The organism is Actinomadura formosensis, from assembly GCF_050948385.1.
Classification (GTDB): domain Bacteria; phylum Actinomycetota; class Actinomycetes; order Streptosporangiales; family Streptosporangiaceae; genus Spirillospora; species Spirillospora formosensis.
Map to the genome: position 1 here is coordinate 4033533 of NZ_CP192011.1, position 16348 is coordinate 4049880.

At 74.2% G+C, this 16348-nt stretch carries 15 protein-coding genes; 6 read left to right on the forward strand and 9 right to left on the reverse strand.

Features of this window, described 5'->3' with window-relative positions; genetic code table 11:
- Window positions 1-64 precede the first annotated feature (64 nt).
- The 5 genes from ACQP1N_RS19435 (at window position 65) to ACQP1N_RS19455 (ending at window position 4012) form a co-directional block, all read left to right on the forward strand.
- Window positions 65-730 carry an MBL fold metallo-hydrolase gene (locus ACQP1N_RS19435; RefSeq protein WP_067796419.1) on the forward strand — a complete coding sequence of 222 codons (666 nt, stop codon included), beginning with the start codon at window positions 65-67 and terminating at the stop codon, window positions 728-730.
- A gap of 42 nt (window positions 731-772) precedes the next feature.
- On the forward strand, window positions 773-1405 hold the full coding sequence (locus tag ACQP1N_RS19440; protein WP_242608649.1) for an ATP-binding protein: 633 nt from the start codon (window positions 773-775) through the stop codon (window positions 1403-1405).
- An 85-nt stretch (window positions 1406-1490) separates the two neighbouring features.
- Complete coding sequence (locus tag ACQP1N_RS19445; RefSeq protein ID WP_067796423.1) at window positions 1491-2576, forward strand: S-(hydroxymethyl)mycothiol dehydrogenase; 1086 nt, start codon at window positions 1491-1493, stop codon at window positions 2574-2576.
- Window positions 2573-3205 carry an MBL fold metallo-hydrolase gene (locus ACQP1N_RS19450; RefSeq protein WP_433225756.1) on the forward strand — a complete coding sequence of 211 codons (633 nt, stop codon included), beginning with the start codon at window positions 2573-2575 and terminating at the stop codon, window positions 3203-3205. Before ACQP1N_RS19445 ends, ACQP1N_RS19450 begins: the two co-directional genes overlap by 4 nt.
- Before the next feature lie 51 nt (window positions 3206-3256).
- A complete protein-coding gene (locus tag ACQP1N_RS19455) occupies window positions 3257-4012 on the forward strand; it encodes a hypothetical protein (protein ID WP_067796430.1) in 756 nt (251 codons plus the stop codon).
- On the opposite strand, the gene ACQP1N_RS19460 is transcribed toward ACQP1N_RS19455, so the two are convergent.
- The 4 genes from ACQP1N_RS19460 to ACQP1N_RS19475 are packed head-to-tail and all read right to left on the reverse strand — an operon-like array spanning window position 4009 to window position 8327.
- A complete protein-coding gene (locus ACQP1N_RS19460; RefSeq protein ID WP_242608650.1) occupies window positions 4009-5619 on the reverse strand; it encodes an adenylate/guanylate cyclase domain-containing protein in 1611 nt (536 codons plus the stop codon). The two genes, ACQP1N_RS19455 and ACQP1N_RS19460, sit on opposite strands and share 4 nt — an antisense overlap.
- An 11-nt stretch (window positions 5620-5630) precedes the next feature.
- Window positions 5631-7037, reverse strand: coding sequence for a vWA domain-containing protein (locus ACQP1N_RS19465; RefSeq protein WP_067796434.1), 1407 nt, complete (start codon window positions 7035-7037; stop codon window positions 5631-5633).
- A gap of 1 nt (window position 7038) precedes the next feature.
- Complete coding sequence (locus ACQP1N_RS19470; RefSeq protein ID WP_067796437.1) at window positions 7039-7908, reverse strand: AAA family ATPase; 870 nt, start codon at window positions 7906-7908, stop codon at window positions 7039-7041.
- Window positions 7905-8327 carry a hypothetical protein gene (locus ACQP1N_RS19475; protein ID WP_067796440.1) on the reverse strand — a complete coding sequence of 141 codons (423 nt, stop codon included), beginning with the start codon at window positions 8325-8327 and terminating at the stop codon, window positions 7905-7907. The genes ACQP1N_RS19470 and ACQP1N_RS19475 overlap by 4 nt, the downstream gene beginning before the upstream one ends.
- 122 nt (window positions 8328-8449) lie before the next feature.
- On the opposite strand from ACQP1N_RS19475, the gene ACQP1N_RS19480 reads away from it, so the two are divergent.
- Window positions 8450-8791: a hypothetical protein gene (locus ACQP1N_RS19480; protein WP_067796443.1), complete on the forward strand. Its 342-nt coding sequence runs from the start codon at window positions 8450-8452 to the stop codon at window positions 8789-8791.
- 99 nt (window positions 8792-8890) lie between these two features.
- Here ACQP1N_RS19480 and ACQP1N_RS19485 read toward each other — a convergent pair whose 3' ends face one another.
- From ACQP1N_RS19485 to ACQP1N_RS19505, 5 genes are all read right to left on the reverse strand, one after another.
- The gene (locus tag ACQP1N_RS19485; RefSeq protein WP_433225760.1) at window positions 8891-11101 is read right to left on the reverse strand and encodes an acyl-CoA dehydrogenase; all 2211 of its coding nucleotides are present in this window, start codon (window positions 11099-11101) and stop codon (window positions 8891-8893) included.
- 77 nt (window positions 11102-11178) lie between these two features.
- The gene (locus ACQP1N_RS19490; protein ID WP_067796459.1) at window positions 11179-12192 is read right to left on the reverse strand and encodes a TerC family protein; all 1014 of its coding nucleotides are present in this window, start codon (window positions 12190-12192) and stop codon (window positions 11179-11181) included.
- Window positions 12193-12441: 249 nt separating this feature from the next.
- Window positions 12442-13662 carry a glycosyltransferase family 4 protein gene (locus ACQP1N_RS19495; protein ID WP_433225762.1) on the reverse strand — a complete coding sequence of 407 codons (1221 nt, stop codon included), beginning with the start codon at window positions 13660-13662 and terminating at the stop codon, window positions 12442-12444.
- Window positions 13655-15331, reverse strand: a complete 1677-nt coding sequence (gene murJ, locus ACQP1N_RS19500) for a murein biosynthesis integral membrane protein MurJ (protein WP_433225764.1) — start codon at window positions 15329-15331, stop codon at window positions 13655-13657. The genes ACQP1N_RS19495 and murJ overlap by 8 nt, the downstream gene beginning before the upstream one ends.
- A 32-nt stretch (window positions 15332-15363) precedes the next feature.
- Complete coding sequence (locus tag ACQP1N_RS19505; protein WP_433225766.1) at window positions 15364-16344, reverse strand: hypothetical protein; 981 nt, start codon at window positions 16342-16344, stop codon at window positions 15364-15366.
- Window positions 16345-16348: the final 4 nt, after the last annotated feature.

The window sequence follows — 16348 nt, forward strand, 5'->3', positions numbered from 1 at the left end:
GCCCCGCCCGGGGCTCGTCCCGGGATGGTGGAAGATGGTCTCCGCACCACCGACGGGAGGACCCATGACCTACACGGGGAACGTCGAGACCGGCGGGCGTCCCGACGTCCGGGAACTGCCCGGGCTGACGGTCACGAAGGTGGCCGTCGGCCCCTATGACAACAACGCCTATCTCCTGCGCTGCACCGCGACGGGCGAGCAGCTGCTCATCGACGCGGCGAACGAGGCGCCCCGGCTGCTGGAGCTGATCGGCGACGGCCCCCTCGTGCGCATCGTCACCACGCACCGCCACCAGGACCACTGGATGGCGCTGAGCGAGGTGGTGCGCGCCACCGGCGCCCCGGTCGTCGCCCATCCGCGCGACGCCGAGCCGCTGCCGGAGCCGGTCGCCGAGCCCGTCGAGCACGGCGACACCGTCCGCGTCGGGCGGGTGTCCCTCGACGTCATCCACCTGCGCGGCCACACGCCCGGCTCGATCGCCCTGCTGTACGACGCCGGCGGCGAGCTCGCGGACCGGCCGCACCTGTTCACCGGCGACAGCCTCTTCCCGGGCGGCGTCGGCAACACCTGGGGCGACCAGGCCCGCTTCAAGCAGCTGCTCTCGGACGTGGAGGAGCGCGTCTTCGCCCGCCTCCCCGACGCCACCTGGTTCTACCCCGGGCACGGCAAGGACTCGACGCTCGGCCGCGAGCGCCCCTCCCTCCCGCAGTGGCGCGAACGGGGCTGGTGATCTCGCGGGCCGGACCCGGAACAAGCGGTGCGGGGTGTTCGTTTGCCCCTTCACCACCGGGCCGACCCCCAGGAGACGACCATCCACGAACGCCACGAGGTGGAGCCGGGATCCGCCCTGCGCTATCCGGCGGGCTCCCTGGTGCTCGTCGCCGGGCTTCCGGGGGCGGGTAAGAGCACCCTGCTCAACCGGCTCTACGGGCTGCACGGGGACGAGACGGCGCCGGTGCCCGCCGGAGACGTCCTGGTGATCGACTCCCGGCAGTCGCGCAACTGGTGGGCGCGGTTCCTGCGCCCCCTCCCGGTGCGGATGCGGACCCCGTTCGTCCACACCACGCACGTGTGGCGCATCGGACGCGCGATCCTCGCCGGGCACGGGGTCGTCGCGCACACCCGCGGCACCTGGCCGCACATCCTGCACCTGTTCGCCTGGCTGGCGCGGCGGCGCGGCGGCCGGCTGCACCTGATCCTCATCGACGTCACCCCGGAGACGGCCCGCGCCGGCCAGTTCGCGCGGGGCCGCGTCGTCACGTCCGTCACCTTCGATCGGCACTGCCGGCGCTGGCGCCCCCTGATCGACCGCGCCCGCGGCGGCGAACCGCCGCGGCCCGCCGCCGGAGTCACCGTCCTCGACCGCGCCGCCGCCGACAGGCTCCGGGCCATTCACTTCACCTGACCGTCCGGCGGCGTGCTGCCCGGGGCCAGGTCAGCGGGGAGATATGTAGGGTCGGGGAAAGATCGAGACGACGAGAGGCGGCAGTATGGCGCAGCAGGTACGCGGGGTCGTCGCACCCGGCAAGGGGCAGCCGGTGCGGATCGAGACGGTCATCGTCCCGGACCCCGGCCCCGGGGAGGCGGTCGTCAAGGTCCAGGCGTGCGGGGTCTGCCACACCGACCTGCACTACCGCGAGGGCGGGATCAACGACGAGTTCCCGTTCCTGCTCGGGCATGAGGCCGCCGGGGTCGTGGAGTCGGTGGGCGAGGGCGTCACCGAGGTCGAGCCCGGCGACTTCGTCATCTTGAACTGGCGCGCGGTGTGCGGGCAGTGCCGGGCCTGCCTGCGGGGACGTCCCTGGTACTGCTTCAACACGCACAACGCCGCGCAGAAGATGACGCTGGAGGACGGCACCGAACTGTCGCCCGCGCTGGGGATCGGCGCGTTCGCCGACAAGACGCTGGTGGCCGCCGGGCAGTGCACGAAGGTCGACCCGGCCGCCAGGCCGGCGGCCGCGGGGCTGCTGGGGTGCGGCGTGATGGCGGGGCTCGGCGCGGCGATCAACACCGGCGGGGTCGGACGGGGCGACTCGGTGGCGGTCATCGGCTGCGGCGGCGTCGGCGCGGCGGCCGTGCTCGGCGCGCGGCTGGCCGGCGCGGCGAAGATCATCGCGGTGGACCTGGACGAGCGGAAGCTGACCACCGCATCCTCGCTGGGCGCCACGCACACCGTCAACGGCGCGGAGAAGGACGTCGTCGAGACGGTGCGGGAGCTGACCGGCGGGTTCGGCGCGGACGTCGTCATCGACGCCGTCGGCCGCCCGGAGACCTACGAGCAGGCGTTCTACGCACGCGACCTCGCCGGGACGGTGGTGCTGGTCGGCGTCCCGACACCGGAGATGAGGCTGGAGCTGCCGCTGCTGGAGGTGTTCGGGCGCGGCGGCTCGCTGAAGTCGTCCTGGTACGGCGACTGCCTGCCGTCCCGCGATTTCCCGATGCTCATCGACCTCTACCTGCAGGGGCGCCTGGACCTGGACGCGTTCGTGTCCGAGACCATCGGGCTGGGCGACGTGGAGGCCGCGTTCGAGAAGATGCACCACGGCGACGTGCTGCGCTCTGTGGTGATGCTGTGATGGCGGCCCGCATCGACCACATCGTCACGTCCGGGACGTTCTCCCTGGACGGCGGCACCTGGGACGTCGACAACAACGTCTGGATCGTCGGGGACGACAGCGAGGCGATCGTCATCGACGCCGCGCACGACGCCGACGCGATCGCGGCGGCGGTGGGCGGCCACAGGCTGGTGGCGATCGTGTCCACGCACGGGCACGACGACCACATCGACGCGGCGCCCGCGCTGAAGGCCCGCACGGGTGCGCCGATCCTGCTGCACCCGGACGATCTGATGCTGTGGCGGCAGAAGCACCCCGGCACGGCCCCCGACGGCGAACTCGCCGACGGCCAGGTCATCACGGTCGCGGGGACCGAGCTGACCGTCCTGCACACGCCGGGCCACAGCCCCGGCGCGGTCTGTCTCCACGCGCCCGGACTGGGCACGGTGTTCTCCGGTGACACGCTGTTCAAGGGCGGTCCGGGTGCGACCGGCCGGTCGTTCTCCGACTTCCCGACGATCATCGTCTCGATCCGCGAGCGGCTGCTGACGCTGCCGGCGGAGACGACCGTCCGCACCGGGCACGGCGACTCGACCACGATCGGCGCGGAGGCCCCGCATCTGGACGAGTGGATGGCCCGCGGGCACTGACCGGGATAGTGTCCCCGGTGGCGGACGGGCGTCCGAGCCGGGAGGGGTGCGATGAGAGGCGCGGCACCGGTGGCGCTGATGCTGTGCGGGACGCTGGCGGGGTGCGGCCAGAGCGCCGGGGAGGCGGCGGGCGATGTCCCGCCGCCCACCGCGGCCGCGGCCGATCCCGTGACGACGGTGTCCGCGGCGCCGGTGCGTCCCCGGCCGGCCGAGTCACCCGGCTCGGCCGAGTTGTCCGAGCCGTCCGGGCCGCTCGGGCGGGCCGGCGGGTGGCGCATCACCACCTACTACACCGCGCTTGAGAGCCTCTACGGCGGCAGGCGCAAGGCCGTCCGCGGTTGCACCCGCTTCCACTGTTCGCACGGGAAGACGCCGCTCGGGTCGTACCCGGAGGACTTCCTCACGGTCGTCCAGATGGAGGGCAGCGGGCGCCTCACCGGCGGTCCGCACCGCGGCCGGTACCTGAACTGGTCGCACAGCGTCGGCTTCTGGCTGGACGACACGACGCGCGACTCGCGAGGCCGTCCGCTGGAGCCGTGGGCGTCCGCGGCGGCGGACAGGTCCGTGCTGGCGCGGGGGCGGCGGTTCACGATCGTGGACTGCGGCAAGGACGGCAACGGCCGTCCGATCGAGGGCAAGGTGTGCGCGGCGTTCCGGAAGGCCCGCTGGACGGTCATGGACCTGTTCCGCCCCGGCTACGGGGGTGAGAACCACGCCGACGTCTACATCGGCGAGGAGAAGGGCTCACGGCTGTCCGAGTCGCCCTTCTACACCACGTTGAAGGGCGCCACCCTCGGCCCGGCCTAGGTCGGGACGCGCCCGGACGGGCGGGCCGACGGGCGGGCCGCCGGGCGGGGCGAGGCGAGCCGGGTGGCCTGTGTCCGGCCCCGGAGAACGACCTCCTCGCCGAGCGACCAGTGCCGGGCCTCCCGCGGCTCGGCCCGCGCGACGAGCGAGCCCGCCGCGAAGACCCGGTTCTCGGTGTTCTTGGCCATCTCGGTGAGCCGGGCGGCCTCGTTCACCGGGTCGCCGATCACCGTGTACTCGAAGCGCTCCTCGGCGCCGATGTGCCCGGCGACGGCCTCGCCCGCCGACACGCCGATCGCGGCGCGCAGGCCGGGGACGTCCGCGCGCAGCCGGCGGGCCAGCTCGCGGGACGCGGCGAGCGCGCGGCCGGGCAGGCCGTCCAGCGGGAGCGGCGCCCCGAAGACGGCGAGCGCGGCGTCGCCCTCGAACTTGTTGATCCAGCCGCCGTGCGCGCCGATGACCTCGACGACCACGGCGAAGAAGTCGTTCAGCAGCCGGACGACCTCGGCGGGCGGGCGGTCGGCGGCGAGCCGGGTGGAGCCGATGATGTCCACGAAGATCACCGCAACCTCGCGCAGTTCGCCGCCGAGGTCGATGCCGCGTTCCAGGGCGACGCGCGCGACGTCCGTGCCGACCTGCCGGCCGAACAGGTCCCGGAGCCGCTCGTGCTCGCGCAGCCCGGCGGCCATGTGGTTGAACCCGGCCTGCAGCAGTCCGATCTCGCTGGCGTCGTAGACGGGGACCTCGACGTCCAGGTCGCCGCGCTGGACGCGGGCGAGACCGCGCCGCACCGATTCGACCGGGTCGGCGATGGCGCGGGCGGCGGTGTAGGTGACACCGAGCCCGACGACCAGCGCGATGCCGCCGAGCGCGAGCACGGCGACGGCGAAGTCCCGCACGGTGACCTCGGCGATGAGGAAGGAGCCGATGGCGAGGGTGATCAGCCCGAGGATCGGGACGGCGGTGCCGAGGCCCCAGGCGAGCACCGAGCGCGCGACGACGCCGGGCAGGCCGGTGCGGCTCGGCAGCTCGCTGCGCAGCGCCGTGGTGACCGCGCGGCGCAGCAGCCGTTCGCTGAGCAGGTAGACGACCGTGCAGGTGGTGAGGCCGCCGAGGAGGCTGGTCAGACCGAGCTTGACGGCCAGCAGGGCGGAGAACGGGGCGTTGACGGCGACCCAGCCGACCGTCCCGATGCCCCACAGCGTCAGGTGCAGGGCCATCAGCCGCAGCGGCCCGTACAGCAGCAGGGCCCGCTCGTGCCGGCCGGGTTCGTCGTGCCGCTCGACCAGGCGCCGGACACGGCGGAAGAACCGTTCGCCGAGCAGGAGGCCGGCGGGCACGGCCGCGGCGACGTAGCCGGTGAAGACGATCAGGTTGATGCGCTGGAGCCGCGCGGAGACGTGCCCGGCCGGGTCGGGCACGAGCACCGCGAACGCGAGGACGACCAGCGCGCCGCCGAGGTTGGCGAGGCCGGTCGCGATCGTGACGAGGATGCGGGCGCGGCGGGCGATGCGGGCGCGCGAGTCGCCGGGGGCACCGTCGATGAACCGCCAGATGGGACCGAAGAGGGTCCGCCTGGGCCGCGGTCTCGCGGAGGGATCGCTCACTCGGGCGCGCATCATTGCGGCCGGGGCTGGGCGAGCTCCTCGGCGAACGCGGTGAGCTGGGCCAGGTTGCGGCACTCGTACATGGGCAGCAGCTCGCCGTACCGGGACGCGGCGGAGTCGCCGGTGTCCCACTGGGCGCGCGGCTCGGGGTTGAGCCAGTACGCGTGCCGGGCGCGGCCGGCCATCGACCGCAGGATCGGCAGGGACAGCTCGCCGTAGTTGGAGCGCGCGTCGCCGAGGATCAGCAGGGACGTTCTGGGCGTGATCGCGTCCCGGTACTTCTCGTCGAACACCTTGATGGCGTGGCCGTAGTTGGAGCGGCCGGTGATCCAGACGAGGTCGGCCTCGGCGGCGAGGCGGGCCATCGCGTCCGCGACGTCCGCGCCCGGGGAGAAGTACTTGGTGATCTCGTCGGTGGTGTCGATGAACGCGAACGCGCGGACCTTGCTGAACTGCTCCCGCAGCGCGAACGTCAGCAGCAGCGTGAAGTGCGCGAACGCCGACACCGAGTCGCTGGCGTCGCACAGCACGACCAGCTCCGGCTTGTGCGGGCGGCGCGGCCGGTGGCGGGTGGTGAGCGGCACTCCCCCGCTCGCCAGGGACGCGCGGACCGTCCGGCGGAAGTCGAGCCGTCCCCGCCTGCCGTGCCGCTGCTTTTGCACCAGCCGGGACGCCAGCCTGCGGGCCAGCGGATACACCTCGCGGCGCAGCGCCTCCATCTCGGCCCGGGTGGCGCCGGCGAAATCGAGCCGTTCCAGCGGCGGGCGGACGGCGATGCGCGCGGTCCGCTCGACGCCGGTGTCCTCGGCGATGCGGCGCCGCACCTCGCCCGCGACGAGGTCCTGGAAACGGGCGATGCGGTCGCGGAACGTCCGGCGCGCGACCCGCTCGGCCATGCCGCCGCGCTCCTGCCCGCCCAGGACGGCGCCGAGCAGCCGCGCCATGAGCGTGTCGGGCGACAGCGCGGCGAGGACACCGGAGGAGAACCACGACTCCTGGCCGGGGGGCCGCCCGTATTCGGCGACGGCCGTCCGGGCGAATCGGCGCAGGCCCGCGTCGTCGCCGGAGAGCAGGAGCCCGGCCAGCTCGTCGCGGCGGGCCTGGATCTCCGGGTCCAGCGCGGGCGGGACGGGACGCCCGTCGTCGCCGAGCGTCCGCGCGGGACGCTGCGGCGCCCTCCCGGCGCCGTCCCCGACCGCCGCCGGGAACCACAGGTCGAAGAGCATGTCGAACGTCGGACGGTGCTGAGGCCGCTTGACGAGCGTGGCGGCGTACGCGGCGCGCAGCGCCGCGCGGTCGAGCAGGTCGATCGTCTGCAGGGCGCGTACCGCGTCCAGGCCCTCGGCGACCGAGACCGGCAGCCCGGCCCGGCGCAGCTCCGCCACGAACCCGGTGTGCCGGTCGACGAGCGATGCCATCTCAGCCCCGCAGCCCCAGTTCCCTGACGGCGCGCTCCTGGTCGGAGACGTGTTTGAGGACGACGCCGAGCGTGCGGGCGACGGCGGCCTCGTCCAGGTCGTCCAGGCCGAGCGCCAGCAGGGTGCGCGCCCAGTCGACGGTCTCGGCGATCGACGGGGCCTTCTTGATCTCCAGGTCGCGCAGCGTCCCGACCGTCCGGACGAGCTGCTCGGCCAGCTCCGCCTCGATTCCCGGCACCCGCGCGAGGACGATGTCACGTTCCCGGTCGGGCGCCGGGTAGTCCAGGTGCAGGTAGAGGCAGCGGCGTTTGAGCGCCTCCGACAGCTCCCGCGCCGCGTTGGAGGTGATGACCACGAACGGGCGCCGCACCGCGCTGACCGTTCCGAGCTCCGGAATCGTCACCTGGAAGTCGGACAGGACCTCCAGCAGCATGCCCTCCACCTCGACGTCGGCCTTGTCCGCCTCGTCGATCAGCAGGACGGTCGGGTCCGGGCGCCGGATCGCCGCCAGCAGCGGCCGCTCCAGCAGGAACTCCTCGGAGAAGATGTCGTCGTGGGTCTCCTGCCAGGCCCGGTCGGCGGGGGCGGCCTGGATGGCCAGCAGCTGCTTCTTGTAGTTGAACTCGTAGAGCGCGCGTGCCTCGTCCAAGCCCTCGTAGCACTGCAGCCGGATGAGCTCCGCGCCGGTCGCCGCGGCGACGGCCTTCGCCAGCTCCGTCTTGCCGACCCCGGCCGGCCCCTCCACGAGCAGCGGCTTCCCGAGCGCCTGCGCGAGGTAGGCGGTCGTGGCGATCGCCTCGTCCGCGAGGTAGCCGACCTCGGCGAGCCTGGCCTCCACATCGGCCGGGGAGGCGAACATCCCGTCGGTCATCCGTTGCCCTTCTTCGCGACGACCTTCTTGTACTTCTGGTTCGTGCCGGCGAAGACGAGCGTCGTCTCGTCCTCCAGGGAGACGCCCCAGTAGGAGGCGGTCTGCGGATCGCCGCCCTTCCAGGAGAAGCGGAACTCGCCGCCGCCCTCGGGGATGACCGACCCGCTCCACAGCTTCTGCTTGCCCCGCACCCACACGCCATTGCCGCCGGCCGTGAACTGGAAGTAGTCCTTGGCGGTACCGACCCAGCGTCCGACGAGCGGCTTGACCTCAGACGGCTTCACCGCCGGCAGCGGCGCCAGGGTCGTCGCCGGCGCGGACGGGGCGGACCCCGCGGCGTCCTTCTCCTCGCCGCCGCCGCACCCGCTCAACACGATCATGGCGACGGCGCAAACGCCGAGGACACTCGCACGGGTCACCGAGACCTCCGGTTGATCTGCACAGAAAGCGGCAGTGTATTGCGCTTAATACCTCTGGGGTACGGGACGGTTCGCCCCTGGGTGTGAGGCAGGCGGGGAGGGTGCCCGCCTATAACGGAACCATGACCATCCCACGGCTGCCGCGTGAGGACCTCACGGCGGCGATGGCGGCCCGGCGCGAGCTGGGGCCCGACTACGACGACGCCTTCATCGAGAAGGTCGTGGACCGCATCGAGGAGGCACTCGGCACGCGCGCCGCCGCGCCGCGGCCCGGCCGCCGCCCGGCCCCGCCGGCATCGCGCGGCGGTGAACGCGATCACAGCCTGGCCATGGCGGTGCTGTCGCTGCTCGCCGCCATCCCGCTCAGCGCGATCGGCGTCGTCAACGCCGGCCTGCCCGGCCTGCTCTTCGCCATCGCGGGCATCGTGCTGATCAACTTCACCTACGCCTTCCGGCCGCGTTGACCCAGGGGGGCGACCCCCGGGTACCTCCGCCACGGGCCGGGCGCCCTCCGGTCGCCCGGCCCGTGACCGGTGGCTGAGGCCCAACCTCCGTGCCCCGCCCTACTTGCCGGGCTCGGGGTCGCGGGGCAGGCCGAGGAGGCGTTCGCCGATGATGTTCAGCTGGACCTCGGTGGTCCCGCCGTAGATGGTCATGGCGCGGCTGAACAGCATGGCGCGGGCGACGATGCCGCTCTCGGTCAGGGGGACCTCGGTGGCGGCGGCCGTGCCCTGGGCGGCCCAGCAGTAGTCGGCGACGTCCTGGTTGAACTGGACGCCGAGGAGCTTGCGGACGCTGGCCTCCGCGCCCGGCTCCACGCCGTTCAGCTGCTTGAGGGTCGTGCGCAGGCCGAGCAGGTCGATCGACTGGCCCTGCGCGACGAGCCCGCCGACCTCGGCGGTGGCGACGGGGTCCAGGTCGCGGTCCCGGAAGAAGCGCAGGAGCTCGGGGACGCCCATGCCGAGGCCGCCACCGGTCGACAGCGACACCCGCTCGTTCGACAGCGTGTTCCGCGCGACCTGCCAGCCCCGGTTCACCTCGCCGACGACCTGCTCGTCCGGGACGAACACGCCGTCCAGGAAGACCTCGTTGAACAGGGCCTCGCCGGTCAGCTCCCGCAGCGGGCGGACGTCCACGCCCGCGGCCTTCATGTCCACCAGGAAGTAGGTGATGCCGTCGTGCTTGGGCGCGTCCGGGTCGGTGCGGGCGATGCAGAACCCCCACTGGGCGTGGTGGGCCAGGGACGTCCAGATCTTCTGGCCGGTGAGCTTCCAGCCGCCCTCGACCCGCTCCGCCTTCATCGACAGCGACGCGAGGTCGGACCCTGCGCCCGGCTCGGAGAACAGCTGGCACCAGACGATCTGGCCGCGCAGCGTCGGGCGCAGGAACCGCTCCTTCTGCTCGTCGGAGCCGTAGCGGACCAGGGAGGGGACCAGCCACGCGCCGATCCCCAGGTTCGGGGCCTTGACCTTGGCGGCCTTCAGCTCCTGCTGGATGAGGATCTGCTCGACCGGGCCGGCCTCCCGGCCCCACGGCTTCGGGAAGTGCGGGACGGTCCAGCCCTCGTCGCCCATCCGGGCGGCGAGCGCGTCCTTGTCCTCGACCGCGGCCAGCTCGGCGATCTCGGCGCGGATGCGCTCGCGGAGCGGCTGGGCGTCCTCGTCGAGTTCGAGGACGACCTCGCGGCGGCCCCCGGCCAGCGCGAGCCCCGCGACTTCGGCGGCCCAGCCCGCGGACGAGCCGAGCAGCGCCCGCAGGGTGAGGGCGCGGCGCAGGTAGAGGTGCGCGTCGTGCTCCCAGGTGAAGCCGATGCCGCCGAGGATCTGGATGGCGTCGCGGGCGGTCTGGACGCCGGCGTCGAGCGCGACGACCGCGCAGACGGCGGCGGCGAAACGCGTCTGTGCCGCCCCGGCCGCCCCGGTGCCCTCGTCCATGGCGCGGGCGGCGTCCCACGCGGCGGCGCGGGCCTGCTCCAGCGCGATCAGCGCGCGGGCGGCCTTGTGCTTGACGCCCTGGAACTGCCCGATCGGGCGGCCGAACTGCTCGCGCACCTTCGCGTACTCGGCGGCGGTCGTCACCAGCCGGCCGGCGAGGCCGGCGGCCTCGGCGCCGAACAGCGCGGCGGCGAGGTCCCGGACCCGGCCGGCGGTGAGGCCGTCCACGACGCGGTCGGCGCCGACGGCGACCTCGGACGCCTCGACGGCGGCGACGCGGCGGCCCCTGTCCAGGCTCGCGACCGGGGTGACGGTGAGGTCGGCGGCGTCCACCGCGACCCACTGCTCACCGCCGTCCACCGCGACCGGCAGCACGATCACGTCGGCGAGCGCGGCGCCGAGCACCGTCCCGGACGTCCCGGACACCACCAGGGAGTCGCCGTCGCGGCGGCCGGTCAGCGCGCCGTCCAGCGCGACGGCGCCGGTCTTCGACCCGTCGGCGAGCGCGGGCAGCAGTTCCGCGTGGAGCTTGGCGTTGCCGGACGCGTCGATGACCGCGCTCGCGAGGACGGTCGGCAGGAACGGGCCGGGCGCGGCGGCGCGGCCCAGTTCCTCCAGCACGACCGACAGCTCCAGCAGGCCGTAGCCCTGGCCGCCGTGCTCCTCGGCCAGGTGCAGGCCGAGCAGGCCCTGCTCCGCCAGCGCGGGCCAGAACCCGGGCCTGGTCTCCTCGTCCGCGTCCAGCACGGCCCGGACGGCCGCCGCCGGGATGTTGCGCTCGGCGAAGCCGCGCACCGATTCGGCGAGCGCCTCGTGCTCCTCGGTCAGCCCGATGGCCATGCGTCAACCCTCTCTCAGACCTTTTGACCGAGATTCTAGAACAGGGTTCGGGTCAGTGGGAGTGCGTGGCGCAAGTCTCAGCCCTCGCGTGTCGCGGGGGCGTCCGCCTCGTCCACCTCGATCTCGTGGAGCGGCTCGTGCATCCCCTTCGCGGACGGCCGACGGCCGGCGGCGAGGCTCGCCACGGTGGTCGCGGCGAGGGTTCCGGCGATCACCGCGAGGGACAGCCAGATCGGGATCTCCGGCGCCCACGCGACACCGTACTCGTGCAGCGCGTGGAAGATCAGCTTGAGGCCGATGAAGCCGAGGATGAACGCCAGCCCGTGCCCGAGGTAGACGAGCCGGTCGGTGAGGCCGCCGAGCAGGAAGTACAGCTGGACCAGCCCCATCAGCGCGAACGCGTTGGCGGTGAACACCAGGTACGGCTCGGTCGTCAGCCCGAAGATCGCCGGGATCGAGTCCAGCGCGAACAGCACGTCGGTGGAACCGATCGCGATCATCACCACGGCCATCGGGGTGAGCAGCCGGCGGCCGTCCCGCCGGGCGACGAACCGGCTGCCGTCGTACTCGTCCGAGGTCGGGAGGACGCGCTTGGCCCACCGCAGCAGCACGTTCTCCTTGAACTCCTCCTCGTCGCCGCCGCGCACGAGCCCGAACGCCGTCCAGATGAGGAACGCGCCGAAGATGAAGAAGACCCAGGTGAACGTCGAGATCGCGGCGGCACCGACCGCGATGAACAACCCGCGCAGCAGCAGCGCGATCACGATGCCCGCCATCAGGACGGTGTGCTGCGCCTGCTTCGGCACCGCGAACCGCGCGAGGATCACCATGAACACGAAGAGGTTGTCGACACTGAGGCTCTTCTCGGTGACGAACCCGCCGAAGTACTCGCCGGCGTACCGGCCACCGGCGAAGATCCACACGCCGAGGCCGAACAGCACGGCGAGACCGATGTAGACCACCGACCAGAACGCGGCCCTGCGGGTGGTGAACTCCCGCGTGTCGTTGCGGTGGATGAGGAACAGGTCGGCGGCGATGACCGCGAGGATCCCCGCTATGGTCAGGGCCCAGACCCATGGGGTGACGGACAATGTGAACACCTCCGGCGGACACGAACGAGCGCCGGAGGTCTCTCCCGCCCTGAAAACCGAGCGCGGGCCGCGGAGCCCGGGCCGGCATGGGCCGACCGTATTGACGAGCACCGCGCGCGGGGATACTCCCCTCCGTTATCTTCTTGAACGCGGCCCGCGCCGGGACGGTTCCCGCGCCGCCGATTTTTCTCGGTCCCGTTCCGAACCCCGGCCCCGGTCGGCGCGTCCAAGGCACCCGGCGGCGCGGTGTCAGCGCCGGGTGTCGGTCAGTTCCCGGTAGATGCTCGCGAGCTGGTCGACGGCGTCGTCCTCGCCGGGCAGCAGCGCCGAGCGCTCGGCGGCGGCCGAGCCGAGCCGCGCGGCGAGCGACGGGTCGTCCAGAACGCGGCTCACCGCGCGCTCCAGCGCCTCGGCGTCGCCCGGCGGCACCAGCAGCGCCGCCTCGCTCTCCGGTCCGTGCAGCAGCGACCCGCCCGCGGGCCGCCCGGCCGCTCCCCCCGCAGCGTCCCTTGCGCCGACCATGGCGGGGATGCCACCGACACGCGTGGCGACCAGCGGCCGGCCCGCCCGCAGGATCTCCTGGACGATCAGCGGCTGTCCCTCCCACACGCTCGGCACGACCGCCACATCGGACGCGGCCAGCAGCCCGGGGACGTCGGAGCGGCGGCCGAGCAGCCGGACGGGCAGGTCCTCGGCCTCGATCCTGGCTCGCAGCTCGTCCTCCAGCGGGCCGTCGCCGACGATCGCGACGAGCGGCGGCGGGGTGCGTCCCGCCCACACCGCCGCGGCGTCCAGCAGCGTGGGCAGGCCCTTCTGCGCGGCGAGCCGCCCCACCGTGATGATCAGCGGCCGCTCCCCCACGCCCAGCTCGGCCCGCAGGTCGGCGCGGACGGCCGGGCCCGGCGGAGCCTGCGGCGCGGGCGCGGGAACGATCGCGTGCCCCACCGACCGGGCGCCGAGGGACCGCATCCGTTCCTCCAGATCGGGAGAGACGCCGAGGACGCGGGTGGCGCCGAGGGCCACGATCCGCTCCAGCATCCCGTACACCGCGGCCGTCCGCCCGCCGGTGATGACGGCGTTGTGCAGGGTGACGACCAGCGGCGGGCCTCCCCGGGAGAACCGCAGCGGCTCCGGCGCGACCCGCGCGCGGGCCGCCACGGCGAGGGCACCGGCCCGCAGCCCGTGGGCGTGCACGACATCGGCGCCGCGCAGCAGCGAACGCAGCCGGGCGGCGGCCCTGGCGTCGTTCACCGGACGGGGCCGGTCGGTGAGGCCGACCTCGGCGAACCGGGCGCCCGCGTCACCGAACCCGAACATCTCCTCGGTCGACGGCGGCCCGCAGACCAGCACGCGGGCGCCGCGTCCGGCGAGGCCCGCCGCGACGGACCGGACATGCCGCCCGACGCCGCCCGCGCTGGTGCCGAGGACGAGCGCGACGCGCAGCCCGTCCAGATCCCGGTTGTCAGCCATGGCGTGTCACCTTCCGGGTGAGGACGGCGCGCAGGTCACGGCCGTCGATCACGAAAGCGATGATCAGGAATACCGCGCCGGCGGCCAGCGCGGCGAGCGCCCCGGTCCCGACGTTGCGCAGCTCACCGGCCGGGCCGGTGCCGCCGGGGCCGAACAGCGCGGCGACCCCGTATCCGGCGGCGCCGCCCGCGGCGCCGCCCAGCACCCCGGCCGCCAGCGCGCGCGGGAGCCCCCGCGCGGACGCGGCGCCGCGGGCGCGGACGAGCGTGCCGAGCAGCAGCACCCCGGCGACGGTCATCCCGACGGCGTTGCCGAGGCCGAGGGCCGCGACGACCCACTGCCGTCCGACCGACAGCACCAGCGCCACGTCCGCGCCCATCACGACCAGCCAGCCCGTCACGACCGCCGCGGCCCCCATCCGGCCCTTGTGGCACGCGTACAGGACGCGTCCGAGATGCGCGACGAGCCCGTACCCGAGCAGGCCGGGCGCGAACGCGAGCACCGCCCGGGACAGCACTTCCTGCTGGTCGGGATGCCCCGGGTTGAACACGGCCGCGATCGGCACGGCGACGGCGGCCAGCGCGGCGGCGCCCGCGCACGACACCAGGATCACCGCGCGGGTCGTGGACGCGGTGATCTGGTCGAACCGGTCCTGCTCCGCGGCGCTGATCCGCGCCGACAGCAGCGGAAACGCGCTGGTCGCGATCGGCACCGCGAGGATCGCCCACGGCAGCAGGTAGATCGCCCACGCGTACTGGTAGTTGGCGAGGGCGCCGCCCGTGCCCTGGTAGCTCAGCCGGACGACCAGCAGCGCCGACAACTGCTGCGCCGCGACCGTCGCGAGGCCGGCGAGCGCGAGGCGCCGCACCCGCCGCGCCACCCCGTCCGGGAACCGCAGCGTCGGGCGCAGCCCGAGCTTCAGCCGCCATGCCGCGACCCCGGCGGTCGCGGCCATCGCGACACCGCCGAGCGCCGTCCCGATCGACAGCGTCAGCTCCGCGTCCAGCGGCAGCCCGGCGAGATCGTTCTCGTGGCCGCGGCCGAGCGGCGCGTAGGCGAGGTAGGCGCCGATGACCACCAGGCTCGACATCAGCGGCGCCAGCGCGGGCGCGACGAACCGGCGGTGCGACTGCAGCAGCCCGTACAGGACGACCGCCATCCCGTACATGACCATCTGCGCCGACATGATCGCGAGCATGCTGGAGCCGACGTCCACGACGTCGGCGCGCGAGCAGCCCTCCAGATCGCGGCCCACCAGCAGTTCCACGATCGGGCGGGAGCCGAGCGCCATCAGCGCCGACAGCGGCACCATCAGCACGACGATCCAGGTGAGCAGCGCCGAGCCGATCCGGCGGACCTGCTCGCGGTCGCCGCGCTCGGCCGGTCCGGCCAGCACCGGAACGACCATGCTGGCGAGCGCGCCGCCCGCGACGATCTCGTAGACGATGCTGGGGAACTGCGTCGAGGTGAAGTACGCCTGGCCCAGGCAGGATGTCGTGACCGTCTGGGAGAAGGCGTAGGTGCGGCCGAACCCGGCGAGCCGCGACAGCACGGTGATGACCGCGATGACGGCGGCGGCGCCCGCGAGGCCGCCGGTCAGCCGGCGCCCCGCCGGGGAACGGCGGTCCGGCGGGGATGTTCCGGGCGGGGGCACGATGGGTGAAGGCACTCGTGGACGTTCTGCGGAGCCGTCCGGTGCGCCTAGGCGGGGCCCGCCGCGACACCGTTGCCCGCCGGGCCGGCTTGCGGCGGGACGGCCGGGCGGAACGCGTCCCCCATGTCGGGCTTCCGGGTCACGGCGAGGGCGGGCGCGGGGGCGGCGGCCGGGCGGCGGCCCAGCATGTCGAGGCGGTTCAGCACCGGGTTGCCGGCGATGACCTTGGTGAAGCTGACGAACTCGCTGGCGGCGTTCAGCCCGGCGACCCCGGCCAGCACGGCGAGCCGGGGGCCGCGCCCGAGCCGGGTCGCGGCGAGGCCGAGCAGCGCGCCGAGCGCGTTGGCGCCGGTGTCGCCGAGCATCGCGCGCTCGCCGAGGTCCTCGGGCAGCAGCGCGGCGGCGGCGCCGAGCGGGGCCGCGACGACGGCGGAGCCCGACCGGGTCAGCGCCAGCGGCGTGCCGGCGATGAGGCCGACCTTGACGGCCCGCCCGGGGCGCAGGTCGAACAGGTTCATCAGATTGGCGCCGCCCGCGATGATCGCGCCGTTGACGAGGGTGTCGAACGCGCGCCCGGTCCGGGACGGGGCGGGCGACCCGGCGATCGCGGCGGCGGCCAGCCCGGTCGCGCCGATGCCGAGGATCTTCACCGCGCCGCTGGTGACCTCGCCGCGGGCGAGCGCGGTCAGGTGGCCCTTGAAGCCGCGGGACGAGGCGGAGCCCACGAGGTCGTCGTAGCCGCCGAGAGCACCGGACCCGGCGCCCGCGAGCAGCGCGGCGGCGCGCATCCGGCCGGCGGCGCCGGGGGTGAGCAGCCCGGCCGCGGCGGCGCCCGCGACGACCGCGGGGCCCTCCAGCAGCGTCACCGGCTCGCCGCGGTGGTTGGTGCGGCCCCACACCTCCTCGCCCGGCAGCCCGTTCAGGCCGGGGGGGCGCCGCGTCAGCGCGGTGTAGGCGGCGCGCGCCGCCACGGCGCCGAGCCCCATGCCCGCCGCGAGCCGCGCACCCCTGGCGATGCCTCGTTTCATCAGG

Bases quoted from the DNA above. Each gene is read 5' to 3' on its own strand.
- ACQP1N_RS19435 (WP_067796419.1), top strand. From the start codon at position 65: ATGACCTACACGGGGAACGTCGAGACCGGCGGGCGTCCCGACGTCCGG.
- ACQP1N_RS19445 (WP_067796423.1), top strand. From the start codon at position 1,491: ATGGCGCAGCAGGTACGCGGGGTCGTCGCACCCGGCAAGGGGCAGCCG.
- ACQP1N_RS19455 (WP_067796430.1), top strand. From the start codon at position 3,257: ATGAGAGGCGCGGCACCGGTGGCGCTGATGCTGTGCGGGACGCTGGCG.
- ACQP1N_RS19465 (WP_067796434.1), bottom strand. From the start codon at position 7,037: ATGGCATCGCTCGTCGACCGGCACACCGGGTTCGTGGCGGAGCTGCGC.
- ACQP1N_RS19470 (WP_067796437.1), bottom strand. From the start codon at position 7,908: ATGACCGACGGGATGTTCGCCTCCCCGGCCGATGTGGAGGCCAGGCTC.
- ACQP1N_RS19480 (WP_067796443.1), top strand. From the start codon at position 8,450: ATGACCATCCCACGGCTGCCGCGTGAGGACCTCACGGCGGCGATGGCG.
- ACQP1N_RS19485 (WP_433225760.1), bottom strand. From the start codon at position 11,101: ATGGCCATCGGGCTGACCGAGGAGCACGAGGCGCTCGCCGAATCGGTG.
- ACQP1N_RS19495 (WP_433225762.1), bottom strand. From the start codon at position 13,662: ATGGCTGACAACCGGGATCTGGACGGGCTGCGCGTCGCGCTCGTCCTC.
- ACQP1N_RS19505 (WP_433225766.1), bottom strand. From the start codon at position 16,344: ATGAAACGAGGCATCGCCAGGGGTGCGCGGCTCGCGGCGGGCATGGGG.